Here is a 14468-nt window from a genome sequence, read left to right on the forward strand (position 1 = left end):
GACACTCCTCGAATTCTTTCGGTTCTCTTCAGGCGACTGACCGGTCGAAGGTAGCGCCTGTGGTGAAGTCGTACAGTGCGCGCTCGTCGCGCGCGGAGTTCACGACCGCGTTCCCGCGGTGCAGGACCAGCCGCACCTCGCCCGACACCCGCCCGGTACTGACCTTTTGCAGTTCCTCGTGCGCGGTGACCAGTGCGATCGCGGCCGGTCCCTCGTAGATCTCGCGTCCTTTGAGCCCGAAGGCGCCGACACGCAGGTTCAGCTCCTGGAACGCTTCCAGGAGCGTCACGGTCTCCCCGTCGATGGCCACCGGAACACCTTCGTCGAAGGTGATGACCAGCTTCTCCGGATCGTCCGGGAAGGCGAACCCGTCAGGCGTCACCTTCGGTCTCCTCACCGCCGTCCACTGTGGACGACCGTCGGGCCAGCGCCATGAAACGCTCGGCCAGGTCTTTGCCGGACAACGGTTCCCTCGCGATCACCGCGACCGTGTCGTCGCCGGCGATGGAACCGACGACCTCCTCCAGCGCCGCCCTGTCGATGGCGCTGGCGAGGAACTGCGCCGCGCCCGGCGGGGTGCGCAGTACCGTCAGGTTCCCCGACGAGTCCGCCGAAACGAGCAGTTCGGCGAGCAACCGCGAAAGCCGGGAAGTACCGCCCTGCACCCCGCGTACCGGGCTGCCGTCCTCCGGGATGACATACACCGGCGCGCCGGAATCGGCACCCCGGAGCTTCACCGCGCCCAGTTCGTCGAGGTCCCGCGAAAGCGTCGCCTGTGTGACGTCGATACCTTCCGCCGCCAGCAGCTTCGCGAGCTCCGTCTGGCTACGGATGGCCATCGTGGACACGAGTTCGGTGATCCGGGCCTGGCGGGTGACACGGCTGCCGGTCATCGTCGCTTCTCGTCCATCAGCCACACCAGCAGCGCCTTCTGGGCGTGGAGCCGGTTCTCGGCCTCGTCCCAGACCGCGCTCGCCGGCCCGTCGATGACCTCGTCGGTGATCTCCCAGCCGCGGTGCGCGGGCAGGCAGTGCAGCACGATCGCCTCGTCGGCGGCGCGGCGCATCAGCGCGGAGTTGACCTGCAGTTCGCGGAACGGGCCGACCCGGTCGAGACCGTCGTTCTCCTGGCCCATGGAGGTCCAGGTGTCGGTGACGACGACGTCCGCGCCTTCGACCGCGGCGTACGGATCGGTGAAGACCGTGGTGCTGCCGCCGGTCTCCGTCGACCGGTGCTTAGCGTCGAGCATGACCTGCTGATCCGGCTGGAAACCCTCCGGGGAGACCACACGAACGTGCATCCCGGCCGTGGTCCCGCCCAGCAGCAGCGAATGCGCCATGTTGTTCGCGCCGTCGCCGAGGTACACGAGGGTGAGCCCGGCGAGCTTGCCCTTGCGCTCGCGGATGGTCATCAGGTCGGTGAGCACCTGGCACGGGTGGAACTCGTCGGTGAGCGCGTTGATCACCGGGATGCTCGCCGCCGACGCCATCGCGTCGATGCGCTTCTGGGCGAAGGTCCGCCAGACGATCGCGTCCAGATACCGCGAAAGCACCCGTGAGGTGTCCTCGATGGTCTCTTCACGACCGAGCTGCATGGAGCGGCCGTCGACGATGACCGGGTTCCCGCCGAGCTGGGCGATGCCCACCTCGAACGAGAACCTGGTCCGGGTGGAGTTCTTCTCGAAGATCGCCGCGACGGACTTGCCCTCCAGCGCGCGGGAGCTCAAGGGCTCGGCCTTCAGCTGGTCGGCGAGGTCCAGGATCTCGGCCTGTTCGGCCGGGCTGAGATCGTCGTCACGGAGGAAGTTGCGGAGCATGCGTTTCGTCTCTGTCCTAGGTGGTGGTGGAATCGAGCGCCCCGGGAAGGGCTTCGAGGAATCCGGTCGCCTCTTCGGCGCTCAGGATCAGCGGCGGTGCCAGCCGGATGGTGTCGGGTGCGATCGGGTTGACCAGGTATCCCGCGTCCTGCGCGGCCTTGGCGACCTTCGCCGAGACCGGTTCGCGCAAGGCGATGCCGAGCAGCAGCCCGGCGCCGCGGACCCCGGACACCAGCGGGTGGCCGAGCTCCTCCACCCGGGAGGCGATGTCCTTGCCCAGTGCGGAAACGTGGTCGTTCAGGTTGTCCTTGGCGATGGTCTTGAGCACGGCGAGCCCGGCGGCGCAGCAGACCGGATTGCCGCCGAAGGTGGTGCCGTGCTGCCCGGGCTTCACCAGCTCCCCCGCCTCACCGACGCCGATGACCGCGCCGATCGGCAACCCGCCGCCGAGGCCCTTGGCCAGCGTGACGACGTCCGGGACGATGCCGGTGTGCTGGAAGGCGAACCACGCGCCGGTGCGGCCGATGCCGGTCTGCACCTCGTCGAGGACCAGCAGGGTTCCGGTCGCCTTGGTGATCTCCCGCGCGGCCTGGAGATAGCCGTCCGGCGCCGGGACGACGCCCGCCTCCCCGAGGATCGGCTCGAGGAAGACCGCCGCCGTCTCGGTGTCCACCGCGGCGCGGAGCGCGTCGACGTCACCGTAGGGAACGTGGGTGACGCCCGGCACCAGCGGTGCGAACGCGTCCCGCTTCGACGGCTGGCCGGTCAGCGAGAGCGCGCCCATGGTGCGCCCGTGGAAGGCGCCCTCGCAGGCGACGATCTTGGTCCGGCCGGTGAGCCTGCTGATCTTCAGCGCGGCTTCGTTGGCCTCCGCGCCGGAGTTGACGAACAGCACCTTCGCGTTGCCGGACAGGCCTGCGACGTCCAGGAGCGTCTCGGCCAGTTCGACGGCGACCGGGTTCACGTAGAGGTTCGAGGTGTGCCCGAGCTTCGCGACCTGTTCGGTGACCGCGGCGACCACGGCGGGGTGGGCGTGGCCGAGCGCGTTGACCGCGATGCCGCCCAGCAGGTCGACGTACTGCTTGCCGTCGGCGTCCCAGACCTTCGCCCCGTCACCGCGGACCAGGGTCAGCGCGGGGGTGCCGTAGTTGTCCATGAGGGACGACTTCCAGTGCTCCTGGCCGTCTACATTGGACTTGTACGTGGTCACGGGAGCTCCGTTTCGGGGAAGACCATGGTACCGATACCGCGGGAGGTGAAGACCTCCAGCAAAACCGAATGGGCGATGCGGCCGTCGATCACGTGCGCCCGGCGGACGCCGCCGCGGATGGCGCGCACGCAGGCCTCCATCTTCGGGATCATGCCGCTGGCCAGGCCGGGCAGCAGGGTTTCGAGACGGTCCACGCGGATCCTGTCGACCAGTGAACCGCGGTCCGGCCAGTTGGCGTAAAGACCTTCGACGTCGGTGAGCACCACGAGCTTTTCCGCGCCGAGCGCCGCGGCCAGCGCGCCCGCCGCGGTGTCGGCGTTGATGTTGTGCACGACGCCGTCGACGTCCGGGGCCACGGTGGACACCACCGGGATCCGGCCCGCGTTGACGATGTCGAGCACCGCGTCCGGGTTGACTTCGGAGACCTCGCCGACGAGCCCGATGTCGACGGATACACCGTCCACGGTGGCCTGTTTGCGCTCGGCGGTGAACAGCCGCGCGTCCTCGCCGGAGATACCGACCGCGTACGGGCCGTGCGCGTTGATCAGGCCGACCAGTTCGCGGCTGACCTGGCCGGTCAGCACCATGCGGACGATGTCCATCGTCTCGGGGGTGGTGACGCGCAGGCCGCCCTTGAACTCGCCTTCGACGCCGAGCCGGTTGAGCATGGCGGTGATCTGCGGGCCCCCGCCGTGCACCACCACCGGCCGCAGCCCGGCCATGCGGAGGAAGACCATGTCCTCGGCGAAGGCCTGTTTGAGGCTCTCGTCGATCATGGCGTTGCCGCCGTACTTGACCACGACGGTGGCGCCGTGGAAACGCTGCAGCCAGGGCAGGGCTTCGATGAGGATCGACGCCTTTTCGGCGGCGGTCGCGAGCCGCTCGTCCGCGGGGACGGTGGATTCGGAAGGGCTCATGAGGAGTACGCGCTGTTCTCTTCGACGTACGCGTGCGAGAGGTCGGTCGTGTAGATCGTCGCCCCGCCTTCGCCGAGACCGAGGTCGACGACGATCCGGATGTCCCGGCCCGAGAGATCCGCTTCGGAGCGGTCCGCCGCGGTGGTGCCCTTGGCGAACAGGGTGACGCCGTTGATCGCGATGGCGACCTTCTCCGGGTCGATCTTCGCGGCCGCCCTGCCCAGCGCCATGGCGATGCGGCCCCAGTTCGGGTCCGAACCGAACAGCGCGGTCTTGACCAGGTTGTCCTCGGCGATCGTGCGCCCGACGGCGATGGCGTCCGCCTCGCTCGCCGCGCCGGTGACCGTGACGTCGACGTACTTGGTCGCGCCTTCGGAATCCGCGCGAAGCTGCAACACGAGGTCGAGGCTGACGGCGGTGAGGAGCTCCGTCAGTTCGGCCTCGGTCGGCTCGACACCGCTGGCGCCGGAGGCGAGGACGAGCACCGTGTCGTTGGTGGAGGTCCCGCCGTCGACGTCCAGCCGGTCGAAGGTCACGCCGGTGGCGGCGCGCAGGGCCTTGTCCAGGACTTCCGGCGTGACGACCGCGTCGGTGGTGAGGACCGAAAGCATCGTCGCGAGGTTCGGGGCGAGCATGCCCGCGCCCTTGGCGAACCCGCCGACGCTCCAGCCGCTTTCGTGCTTCGCGACGGCCTGCTTCGGCTTGGTGTCGGTGGTCATGACCGCGGTGGCGGCGGCGAGATCGGCGTCGGAGCCGGTGCCGAGGCCCGCGAAGGCGGTGTCCAGGCCGGAAAGCAGCGCGGGCATCGGCAGCCGCTCGCCGATCAGCCCGGTCGAGCAGACCGCGACCTCGATCGCGCCCGCCTGGAGGAGTTCGGCGACCTTCTCCGCTGTCTTGTGGGTGTCCTGGAAACCGCCGGGGCCGGTGGCGGCGTTCGCGCCGCCGGAGTTGAGGACGACGGCCTTGAGCCGCTGCTGCTTGAGCACCTCTTGCGACCACAGCACGGGCGCGGCCTTGATCACGTTGCGCGTGAACACGCCGGCCGCGACCTGCAGCGGCCCGTCGTTGACGACGAGCGTGAGATCGAGCTTGCCCTCGGCCTTGATCCCGGCGGCGACGCCCGCGGCACGGAATCCCTTCGGCTGGGTGACGGTCACGGAGCGACTCCTACGGTCGGTAGTCCGGTGGTTTCAGGAAGGCCGAGGGCGATGTTCATCGACTGGACGGCGCCGCCCGCGGTGCCCTTGGTCAGGTTGTCGATGGCCGCGACCACGATCAGGCGCCGGGTGTCGGCGTCCACGGTGACCTGCAGCTGGACGTTGTTCGAGCCGACGACCGAGGCCGAGGACGGCCACTGGCCCGCGGGCAGCAGCTGGACGAACGGCTCGGTGGCGTACGCCTTCTCGTAGACCTCGCGAGCGCCGTCGGCGTCCAGGTCGGCCTTCAGCGGGGCGCTCGCGGTGGTGAGGATCCCGCGCGGCATCGGGGCCAGCACGGGGGTGAACGACACCTTGACCCGCTCACCCGACACCGCGGAAAGGTTCTGCGCGAACTCGGGGGTGTGCCGGTGGGCACCGCCGACGCCGTACGCGGTGGCCGAACCCATCACCTCCGAACCGAGAAGGTTCGGTTTCAGGCTCTTGCCCGCGCCCGAGGTCCCGGTGACGGCCACGACGTTGACCTCCGGCTCGACCAGGCCCGCGGCGAGCGCCGGGGCGAGGGCGATCGAACCGCCGGTCGGGAAGCAGCCGGGGACCGCGACGCGTTTGGTCCCGGCGAGGCGCTCGCGGGCGCCGGGGAGCTCGGGGAGCCCGTACGGCCATTGCCCCGCGTGGTCGCCGCCGTACCAGCGCTGCCAGTCGGCCGCGTCCGAGAGACGATGGTCCGCGCCGAGGTCGACCACCAGCACGTCCGGTCCCAGCCGCGCGGCGATCTCGCCGGAGTGGCCGTGCGGCAGGGCGAGGAAGACGACGTCGTGCCCGGCCAGGGTCTCCGGGGTCGTCTCCAGCAGGACTCGGTCTGCCAGTGGCGCGAGGTGCGGCTGGTGCTGGACGAGTGGCGTCCCCGCGGAACTGGCCGCGGTGAGCGCGCCGATCTGGACTTCGGGATGGGTCAGGAGCAGGCGCAGGAGTTCGCCGCCCGCGTACCCGCTGGCTCCGGCCACCGCGATCTTCACCGTCATACGCATGATTATGCACTCCCATGCAAATTCAATCAAACAAAGTCGTGTGGCTCACCCGATACGGGCTGTCGCCGGGGCATGCTTGACCGCATGACCGACACGCCCGCGCGGCTGCTGAGCCTGCTGTCGCTCCTGCAAACCCCACGCGAGTGGCCTGGCAGCGAGCTCGCCGAGCGGCTGGAGGTCAGTCCGCGGACCATCCGGCGCGACATCGACCGCTTGCGTGAGCTCGGTTACCCCGTCGAGGCGTCGCGAGGTTCCGAAGGCGGCTACCGGTTGGGCGCCGGCGCGGCGATGCCGCCACTGCTGCTCGACGACGAGGAGGCCGTCGCGATCGCGGTCGGTCTCCGGAGCGCCGCCGGACAGGCGATCTCGGGAATCGAGGAGTCTTCGGTGCGGGCGCTGGCCAAACTCGAGCAGGTGCTGCCGTCGCGGCTGCGGTACCGCGTCGGCGCGCTGGGCGCCGCGACCGTGCCCATCCCGGGCACCGGACCGGCGGTGAACCCGGAGCACCTCGCGGTCTTCGCGGGCGCGATCGCCAACACCGAGCGGACCCGGTTCGGCTACCGCACCGGCGACGGGACCGAATCCCGGCGGCACGTGGAACCGCACCGGCTCGTCTCCGCCGGACGCCGGTGGTACCTGCTCAGCTACGACCTCGACCGGGACGACTGGCGGATCTTCCGCGCGGACCGGATCTCGGAACCGCGGGCGACCGGTGGCCGGGCGACCCCGAGACAGCCACCCGCGAAGGACGTGGCGGCCTACGTCACAGACAAGATGTACAGCCTCCTTCCCACCTACAGCGCACGTGTGACCCTCCACGCGCCGATCGGCCAGGTGTCCCCCGCGATCGGCGAGGGATTCGGCGAGCTGGAACCGATCGATGACGAGAACTGCGTTTTCCACGCGGGCACGGACACCCTGGACTGGCTCGCGTTCCGAATACTCGGGCTCGGCTGTGAATTCACCGTGCACGAACCGCCGGAACTGATCGCTCGGCTCAGGGAAATGGCGGCGAGGGTTCAGCGCGGAGCGAAGTCCGCAGTGGACTGATGGCGGTCGCGAGGGCCTGCCCGCCCTCGCGACCGCCCTGGTTCAGCCGAGTTCACCTACCTCTCGTCTGCTCGGCGGGATCGGGAGATACGCGCCCCGGTGCTCCGGGTCGCAGCCGACCCTGGGCAACCGGGCCCGGATCCCGCCCGGTGTCCGCTCGAATCGCCGGGCGATCTCCTCGACGCTTTCCCCTGCCAGCCAACGGCTTTCCAGTTCGGCGTCCAGCTCGTCGGACCACGGCGAGCCTTGGTGGGCGGGGCGGTCCGCCGATCTTCGGCGGCCGTTCCTTCCGGCTCCCCGCCCGGCGAACGCCAGGAGGGTGTCGGAAAGGACGGTCGCCAAGGCCGGTACGGCTTCGGCGTCGATGTCGAGCCTGCCTTCGGCGACAGGCTCCTCCTGCGGTCCGGCTCCGCCGACCATGACGGTCACCCAGCGGTCTTCCCCGGCCGCGCCGCCACCCTCACGGGCGGCGACCTCGATGCGATAAACGGTGTCCTGCACGCGGATCTCGGTCCGGTGCTCTTCGACGATGGTCATGCCGGGAACGGTAAGGGGCGGCCCCGGCAGTTTTCCGGCGCGGCGAGGCGATTCGATGCGTGACCGGAACTTTCCTCGCGTTCGGGGACGAGAGGGTGCCGGTCACGCACCATCGGCCACCCCTGTTGCCGCACCTAAGTGATCTCGAACCCGGCCTCCGGCGAGTTAGCTTTGCTCACCGGTTGTTTTACGAAGGGGAGGAAACATGAGGACCAAAGCAAGTCGGTTGTCGCTTTTCGTGACGATGCTCGTGCTCGCGATCGGGACCGTTTTCGCCACGCCCGCCTCGGCCGGGACGACGGGGTCCACCACCGCACAGGCCACTTGCACCGGAGCGGATTCCTGCTGGTTCACCTGGGGCCGCATCCAGGCGGGCGACTGCACGATGGACAACGCGAAATGGACTCTCAGACGCAACGGCAGCGCTTCGTTCGAGGCGACGATCGTCAGCAGCGACAGCAACGACGCGTGGCTGATGTGGGTGAACACCCTGGATAGCAACGGCATCGTCCTCGGGCCCGTCCATCACGGCGGCGACACCAAATTCGTCAAGGGCACCGTCAAGAACGTGTGGCACTGGTGGTTCGCCGAGGGGTCGTTCGACGCCGGGTTCTTCGACCGCATCCACACCATGCGGATCAGGAGCCACTGCTAGCGGGCGCGCGAGGGCGGCTGCTCACCAAAATCCTCGACGGCCATGTCGCGAAAGCCACTTTGGGGACGTCTGAGGTCGCGAAAGTGGCTTTCGCGACACGCCCTCGGCAGATCGGGCGAACCATCCACGACGACCGCCGCCGCACGTTGCGAAAGTGGCTTTCGCAACCACGCCGATGAGCATCAGAGCAAGAACGCCCCGATCCGGGAAATCCGGACCGGGGCGTTCTCTGGCGAGAAACTCAGAATGGCAGCGCCTGAGCCAACGCCTCCTTCTTCACTTCGGTGACCGAGGACGGCACGTCGGACTTGGCGGCCGCGGAAGCACCGGCGGGCACCGGCGCCGGAACCGCGCCGCACTGCACGTCCGAGCCGTTGCCCGGCTTGCGCGCCGGCAGCTTCCCGGTCAGCAGGTAGTCCGCGATCTTGTCGTCCACACAGGACACACCGGACAGCGAACCCGAGTGCGTCGTGCCACCCGGAGCGCTGATCAGGCTGGAGTTCGGGTAGCGCTTGCGGACCTCGATGCTGCCGGGGTACGGCGTCGCGGCGTCGTTCTCCTCGTTGACGAGCAGGATGCCGGGGACCTTGCTCCCGTCGATCTCCACCGGCTTGCCCGGTTTGGCCGGCCAGTCGAGGCACGGCGCGTTGAACCAGGCGTTGCCCCAGGTTTCGAACGGCGCCCGGAAGTGGGTGACCCAGTTGTCGAACTTCCAGCGAGGCCAGCTCTGCGGCCACGCCACGTCGGTGCACTGCACGGCCGCGTACACCGCGTAGCCGTTGTCCTGGCCCGGCGGGTTGGAGTCGTCGTACAGGCCCTTCAAAGTCTGCCAGTCGCCCTTGTGCACCCAGCCGGCGAACGCGTTCGCGATGTCTTCCCAGCCGAACACGTAGTAGCCCGCCTGCAGGAAGATGTCCGTCCACTCGGAGCCGCCGATGACGCCGCCCGCGGGCTTGTCGTACAGCTTCTTCTGCTCGGCGTACCACAGCTTCTCGACCGCGGCCGCGGTCTTGCCGAGGTGGTAGACGTCGTCGTACTTCGCGAGCCAGCCGAAGTAGATCTTGATGTTCTTGTCGAAGGCGATGTCCTGGTTCAGGTTCGCCTTGTACCAGACGTCGCGGGGGTCGACGGTGCCGTCGAACACCATCCGCCGCACGTTCTGCGGGAACAGCGTGCTGTAGACCTGCCCGAGGTAGGTGCCGTAGGAGAAGCCGTAGTAGTTGATCTGCTTCTCGCCCAGCGCCTTGCGCAGGCTGTCGACGTCCTTCGCCACATCGATGGTCTTGATGTGGTCCAGGATCGCGCCGTTCTTGGCGCACGCCTTCGCGTAGCCCTTCGCCTTCTCACGCCACGCCGTCTCGATGGCGCGCGTGGTCGGCACGTACTGAGGGCGGTTGTAGGAGGCATAGTTTCCGTCGCAGGTCAGCGACGGCTTGCTCTCCCCCACGCCGCGCGGGTCGAAGCCGATCCAGTCGTACTCCTCACCCGCTTTCTTGGGGACGGCCCTGCCGAGGGTCGAAAGGCCGAGGCCGGAGCCTCCGGGCCCGCCCGGATTGACCAGCATGACCCCCTGCGACTCGGCGGCCTTGTGCTTCACGCGCGAGACGGCGATCGAGATCTTCTCGCCGCCGGGTTTCGCGTAGTCCAACGGGACCTCGAGGAAACCGCATTCCGCGCCGGCCTTGACCAGGCTCGGGCGCGTACAGGCTCCCCAGGAGATGGGCTTCGGATCGAAGTCCGACGCCGAGGCGGCCGTGGCGGAGGGAGCGAGCGCCATGGTGCCGACGCCGATCCCCGCGACCGCCAGGGCGGCAACGAATTTCTTCACTGTGTTCCTTTTCGTCCGCGTTCGACCCGGTCGGGCCGAAGCTACCGAGAACCGGCTTCAATCTCGCTGACCGACACGTTGACCGCCATCCCTCTTTAGTCGGTATCCGATCCTCGATCCGGGCATATCCGTCTTGTCGGTCCCCTGTCGTACGCTCGCGGCGGCCACGGGGGAAAGGAGAACGCGTGGACGAGGTGAAAAGCCTGGTTTCGGCGGTTCGCAACGGTTTGGCCGGACTGGCCGATCCGGAAAAAGCGCCGGCGATGCGGGCGTACATGAAGTCGGAGATGCCGTTCCTCGGTGTTGCGTCCCCGCCTCGGGCGTCCTTGCTGAAGCGGGTCTACACCGAGCATCCGCTACCCGATCGAGTGAGTTTCTCGACGGCTGTGCTCACGTTGTGGCGCGAAGCGGAATTCCGTGAAGAGCGCTATGCGGCGATCGCTCTGTCCGGCCACCGCATCTACGCCCGCTGGCAGGACGCCGGTCTGCTCCCCCTCTACGAGGAGATGATCGTGACGGGCGCCTGGTGGGACTACGTGGACGAAGTCGCGATCCGCCGGGTCGGGCCGATCCTGCGCGCGGAGCCGGAGACGATGACCACGCTGATGCTGACCTGGGCCTACGACGAGGATCGATGGCGTCGCCGCACTTCGGTCATCTGCCAGATCGGCGCCAAGGGCGGAACGGACACCGACCTGCTCACCCGAGCGATCGAGGCCAGCATCGACGACAAGGACTTCTTCCTGCGCAAAGGGATCGGCTGGGCCTTGCGCGAGTACGCGAAGACCGAGCCGGATTGGGTGCGCGCCTTCGTCACCGCGCATCCGGCACTGTCCACTTTGTCCAGAAGGGAGGCGCTCAAGCACCTGGGTGGGTGAGCACCGGCCTCGGGATGAGGGCGACGAGGTCTTCGATCACTCCGCCGAGTTCGGGCAACAGCACTCGTAGCTCCTTGAGATCGCGAAGCAGCTCCAAGCGCGTCTCCTGTGGCGGGCCCTTCTCGAGCAGCGCCTTGAGGTCGCGGGTCATCTCGTCCTCACGTCCGAGGACGAGGAGGTAGAAGAGTGGTTGGAGCTGGACGTCCCAGTCGAAGGCCCCGGTCGAGATCCGGGCGGTGGCGTTGTCGAGGCCCTCGTTCAGCGCTTGGTGGGCTTCTTCCGTCTTCCCTGTCTTCAGCCAGACAAGGGTGAGGAGGTTGTGAGCCCAGCCGAATTCCGGTGCGAGCGGGGCCAGGAGCGGCTCCGCCTCGTCGATCTCCCCCGCGAACAACAGGGCCTCTCCGAGGCTCTCGCGGTAGTCGGACTCCTCGGGATCCGAGGCGACCAGTTCGCGTAGTTCCCGGATGGCCTCCTCGTACTCGCCTGCCCGGCAGCGGATGTCCGCGCGCAGGGCGCGGGCGCTCTCGTCGTGCCCTGCTTCCAGCGCGCTTTCCGTGTCGGCCAAAGCGCCTTCCAGGTCACCGAAGACAAACCGATGGCGGGCGCGCCGGTACAAGGCGTACCCACCGTCCTGGCCGAGGCGAACCCCTTCGTCGAATGCCGCCCTGGCGTCGTCGTGCCGGTCGAGGTTTCTGAGGATGTCGCCGCGGCTGGTGTGGAGGAAGGCCAGCCCCGGATTCGCCGCGACGGCGACGTCGATGTCGGCGAGGGCCGCCGGGAAGTCGCCGGAACGCTGGTGGGCCAGAGCACGCCAGCTGTGTGCCCACTCGTTGCCGGGATCGAGTTCGATCGCGCGGCTCAAGGAGCTCACCGCGGCGCTGTTCTCGTTGAGCCTGCTGAGCACGGCCCCTCGCTGCAGATGGTTCTCGGCGTCGTCGGGAGCCAGCTCGAGGGCCCGGTCGAGGTCGGCGAGTGCCTTGAGGTAATCGTCCAGACCGTGGTGTGCCTGGCCGCGCATGTAGTACGCCCACTCGTAGTCCGGGTCGATCCGCAGCGCGGCGGTGAAACCGTCGACGGCGAGCCGGTTCCGTTCACCGCGGTGGTGGAAGGCCGCCCGGATCGCGTGGGCCCTGGCGCTCCCTGGGTCAGCCTCGACGATCGCGTCGAAGGCCGCCGACGCGGCGTCTCCGTCTCCCGTCCGCTCCAAGAACAACGCCAGTTTGGACAGGTAGAAGACGTCTTTGGGGCGGAGGGCGGCGGCCGCGCGGTGACCGGCGAGTGCTCCCTCGTCGTCTCCCAGCTCGGCGAGCAGTGTGGCCCGGTAGTGGACGGCCCACGCGTATTCGGGGTCGAGGCGGATCGCGATGTCGATCTCGTGGATCGCCTTCCGGATATCGCCGCGTTTGAAGTGCACCTCGCTCCGGATGGCGTACGCCCACGTGTGGTCGGGCTGCAGACGGACGGCCTCGTCGAGGTCTGCCATCGCGCCGTCGAGATCGCCGAGTTCGGCACGGGCGGAGCCGCGTCCACGCCACGAATAGGCGTACCCGGGGTCGAGCTCGATCGCCCGGTTCAGATCCGACAACGCCCGTTCCCAGTCACCCTCGTTGCGGAACAGGTTGCCCCGATCGCTCCACGCGTAGGGGTCGGCGGGGTTCAGATCGAGCGCTCGGTCGAAGTCCCGTGTCGCCGCCTCGATGTCCTCTTGGCCTTCGTAGGCCCAGGCGCGCCGCCGGATCACCGTCGAAAGCCGCGCGGCGTCGAGCTCGCCCGCGCCGGCGAGCGCGTCGAGCACCGCCATCTCGCCGTCGCCGACGGCCGCGGCCAGGCGCCGGCCCCAGCCCAGTACCGGAGGCGCGGCCGCGTCGGCACCCGCCTGCTCCATCATGCGCGCCCAAGCGCGGGCGGAAGCGGTGCCGGTGGTGATCATCTCGGCGGCGCCGAGCAGCGCGTCGGGCAGCGCCTCGGCCGGGTCGCCGCAGAGCCGGTGGTAGGTCTGTTCGAGTTTTCGTTTCTGCCAGCGCTCGTCGCTCCAGGCCTCGCGGTGGTCGCTCAGACCGAGTTCGGCACAGCGGCCTTCGTAGTACTCGCCGAGCCTGCGGTGCCGTTCGGCGAATTCGGCGGGCGAACGACCGCGTTCCATGCGCACCATCGGGCCGCGGACCACCGGGTGATAGCGCACCGGGAGCTCACGGCGCCCGACGAACGGCAGTTCCCGCAGCCAGCGGAAGATCTCACCCGCCCCCTCCTTCCCGGTCAGCACGCCGATGACGTCTTCGTCCAGGAAACGCGGCAGGGACGCCGTGGCCGCGATGTCCTTCTTGGCCTTTTCGGGAACCCAGTGCAGGAACCGCTTGACCGCGTCGTCGCTCGGGTCGCCGACGGCATCCGCCTCGGCGGGGTTCCCGCGAGCCAGCATGGCGACCAGGACGGGCAGGCCGTCCGTCAGCCGCAGCACGATCTCGACGACCTTTTCGTCGGTGATCCCGTGTTCGGCGAGCAGCCGGCGTGCCTCCGGCTCGGTGAACGGCCGGAGTTCGATCTCGCGCACCAGCGGCGCGTGCCGGTTCCATTTCGCCTCGTCCAACGGGAACTGGCCCGCGACGGTGAACACCAGGTTCTGCGGGAGATCCCCGTACAACCCGCCGAACAGATCGAGCAGCCACGTCTCCAGCACCGGCGCGGTGCGCTCGAAGGTGTCGAAGAACAGGGCGATCTGCCTGCTCTCCGGAATACGCCACAGGTCCTCGACGAACGGTTTGGTCAGCTCCTCCGCCGGTTCCAGGAGAAGCTGGACGTCGGCCTTCCGCTTGAACTTCGCCGCGAGGTAGACCTGCAACTGCTCCAGCTGTTTCGCCGTGGCGTCCGCGTCGATGGCGTCGGCGGCGATACTTCCGCCAGGGAGGGTCTTCGCGACCCCGAGCCCGGCCTTGACGACGGTCTTCGTCACCAGTTCGCGCCCGGCGGCCGGAGCCTGCGGATCGCTGTGCAGGCGTTCCCTCGCCTTGAGATAGGACTCGTAGCGCTTCTCGAAGCGGCGCATCTCGTACCCGCCGCGAGCGAGGTCTTTCGCCAACTTGACCAAGGTCGCGGGCAGATCCTGCTGACGGTCGTCCGCGAACCCGACGGCGGCTCGGGTTTCCTCGGCGATACCACGAAGCTGGTCGAGCAGGAAGGACTTGCCGACCCCCGCGAGACCGTGCACCGCGAACAGGTACCGGCGGCGACGGTCCTCCCCCGAGAGGCCCAGATTGACCCGGAAGTCTTCGCGTTCCCCGACCCTGCCGACGAAACCGTCGCTCAGCCGGGCGCGGGCGATGTCTTGGATGCTGGACCGACCGTCGGGACGTGACACAAGTCCACACTTTGCCACATCTGAAGCGCGTGAA

13 protein-coding genes are annotated in these 14468 nt (G+C 68.7%); 3 read left to right on the forward strand and 10 right to left on the reverse strand.

The features are described from left to right. Positions 1–28 precede the first annotated feature (28 nt). Genes ACOCEP_RS36775 through argC form a run of 7 tightly spaced genes read right to left on the reverse strand, consistent with a single transcriptional unit; the run spans position 29 to position 6125 of the window. Positions 29–382, reverse strand: a complete 354-nt coding sequence (locus ACOCEP_RS36775; protein ID WP_482334270.1) for an argininosuccinate synthase — start codon at positions 380–382, stop codon at positions 29–31. Then, positions 372–893, reverse strand: a complete 522-nt coding sequence (locus tag ACOCEP_RS36780; RefSeq protein ID WP_034321647.1) for an arginine repressor — start codon at positions 891–893, stop codon at positions 372–374. The genes ACOCEP_RS36775 and ACOCEP_RS36780 overlap by 11 nt, the downstream gene beginning before the upstream one ends. Next, on the reverse strand, positions 890–1816 hold the full coding sequence (argF, locus tag ACOCEP_RS36785; protein WP_016335385.1) for an ornithine carbamoyltransferase: 927 nt from the start codon (positions 1814–1816) through the stop codon (positions 890–892). The genes ACOCEP_RS36780 and argF overlap by 4 nt, the downstream gene beginning before the upstream one ends. Before the next feature lie 16 nt (positions 1817–1832). After that, positions 1833–3026: an acetylornithine transaminase gene (locus tag ACOCEP_RS36790; RefSeq protein ID WP_482334272.1), complete on the reverse strand. Its 1194-nt coding sequence runs from the start codon at positions 3024–3026 to the stop codon at positions 1833–1835. Beyond that, positions 3023–3943, reverse strand: a complete 921-nt coding sequence (gene argB / locus ACOCEP_RS36795) for an acetylglutamate kinase (RefSeq protein ID WP_482334274.1) — start codon at positions 3941–3943, stop codon at positions 3023–3025. The genes ACOCEP_RS36790 and argB overlap by 4 nt, the downstream gene beginning before the upstream one ends. Then, a complete protein-coding gene (gene argJ, locus ACOCEP_RS36800) occupies positions 3940–5100 on the reverse strand; it encodes a bifunctional glutamate N-acetyltransferase/amino-acid acetyltransferase ArgJ (RefSeq protein ID WP_482334276.1) in 1161 nt (386 codons plus the stop codon). Before argJ ends, argB begins: the two co-directional genes overlap by 4 nt. After that, positions 5097–6125 carry an N-acetyl-gamma-glutamyl-phosphate reductase gene (gene argC, locus ACOCEP_RS36805; protein WP_482334277.1) on the reverse strand — a complete coding sequence of 343 codons (1029 nt, stop codon included), beginning with the start codon at positions 6123–6125 and terminating at the stop codon, positions 5097–5099. Before argC ends, argJ begins: the two co-directional genes overlap by 4 nt. A 90-nt stretch (positions 6126–6215) precedes the next feature. On the opposite strand from argC, the gene ACOCEP_RS36810 reads away from it, so the two are divergent. Next, positions 6216–7181, forward strand: a complete 966-nt coding sequence (locus ACOCEP_RS36810) for a helix-turn-helix transcriptional regulator (RefSeq protein WP_482334279.1) — start codon at positions 6216–6218, stop codon at positions 7179–7181. A 42-nt stretch (positions 7182–7223) separates the two neighbouring features. Here ACOCEP_RS36810 and ACOCEP_RS36815 read toward each other — a convergent pair whose 3' ends face one another. Further along, the gene (locus ACOCEP_RS36815; RefSeq protein ID WP_482334281.1) at positions 7224–7718 is read right to left on the reverse strand and encodes a helix-turn-helix domain containing protein; all 495 of its coding nucleotides are present in this window, start codon (positions 7716–7718) and stop codon (positions 7224–7226) included. A 205-nt stretch (positions 7719–7923) separates the two neighbouring features. Between ACOCEP_RS36815 and ACOCEP_RS36820 the strand changes: the two genes are divergently transcribed. Further along, positions 7924–8373, forward strand: coding sequence for a DUF6294 family protein (locus ACOCEP_RS36820; protein ID WP_482334282.1), 450 nt, complete (start codon positions 7924–7926; stop codon positions 8371–8373). A gap of 241 nt (positions 8374–8614) precedes the next feature. On the opposite strand, the gene ACOCEP_RS36825 is transcribed toward ACOCEP_RS36820, so the two are convergent. Further along, positions 8615–10201 (reverse strand): alpha/beta hydrolase, encoded by a 1587-nt coding sequence (locus ACOCEP_RS36825; RefSeq protein WP_482334284.1) that lies wholly within the window; start codon positions 10199–10201, stop codon positions 8615–8617. Positions 10202–10386: 185 nt separating this feature from the next. Between ACOCEP_RS36825 and ACOCEP_RS36830 the strand changes: the two genes are divergently transcribed. Beyond that, on the forward strand, positions 10387–11079 hold the full coding sequence (locus tag ACOCEP_RS36830) for a DNA alkylation repair protein (protein ID WP_482334286.1): 693 nt from the start codon (positions 10387–10389) through the stop codon (positions 11077–11079). On the opposite strand, the gene ACOCEP_RS36835 is transcribed toward ACOCEP_RS36830, so the two are convergent. After that, complete coding sequence (locus ACOCEP_RS36835; RefSeq protein WP_482334287.1) at positions 11060–14434, reverse strand: tetratricopeptide repeat protein; 3375 nt, start codon at positions 14432–14434, stop codon at positions 11060–11062. The two genes, ACOCEP_RS36830 and ACOCEP_RS36835, sit on opposite strands and share 20 nt — an antisense overlap. Positions 14435–14468 lie beyond the last annotated feature (34 nt).

This window comes from Amycolatopsis sp. CA-211722 (genome assembly GCF_056828465.1).

Coding starts and splice junctions, on each gene's coding strand:
- argC (WP_482334277.1), bottom strand. CDS start 6,125: ATGACGGTGAAGATCGCGGTGGCCGGAGCCAGCGGGTACGCGGGCGGC.
- ACOCEP_RS36815 (WP_482334281.1), bottom strand. CDS start 7,718: ATGACCATCGTCGAAGAGCACCGGACCGAGATCCGCGTGCAGGACACC.
- ACOCEP_RS36780 (WP_034321647.1), bottom strand. CDS start 893: ATGACCGGCAGCCGTGTCACCCGCCAGGCCCGGATCACCGAACTCGTG.
- ACOCEP_RS36820 (WP_482334282.1), top strand. CDS start 7,924: ATGAGGACCAAAGCAAGTCGGTTGTCGCTTTTCGTGACGATGCTCGTG.
- argB (WP_482334274.1), bottom strand. CDS start 3,943: ATGAGCCCTTCCGAATCCACCGTCCCCGCGGACGAGCGGCTCGCGACC.
- ACOCEP_RS36810 (WP_482334279.1), top strand. CDS start 6,216: ATGACCGACACGCCCGCGCGGCTGCTGAGCCTGCTGTCGCTCCTGCAA.
- argF (WP_016335385.1), bottom strand. CDS start 1,816: ATGCTCCGCAACTTCCTCCGTGACGACGATCTCAGCCCGGCCGAACAG.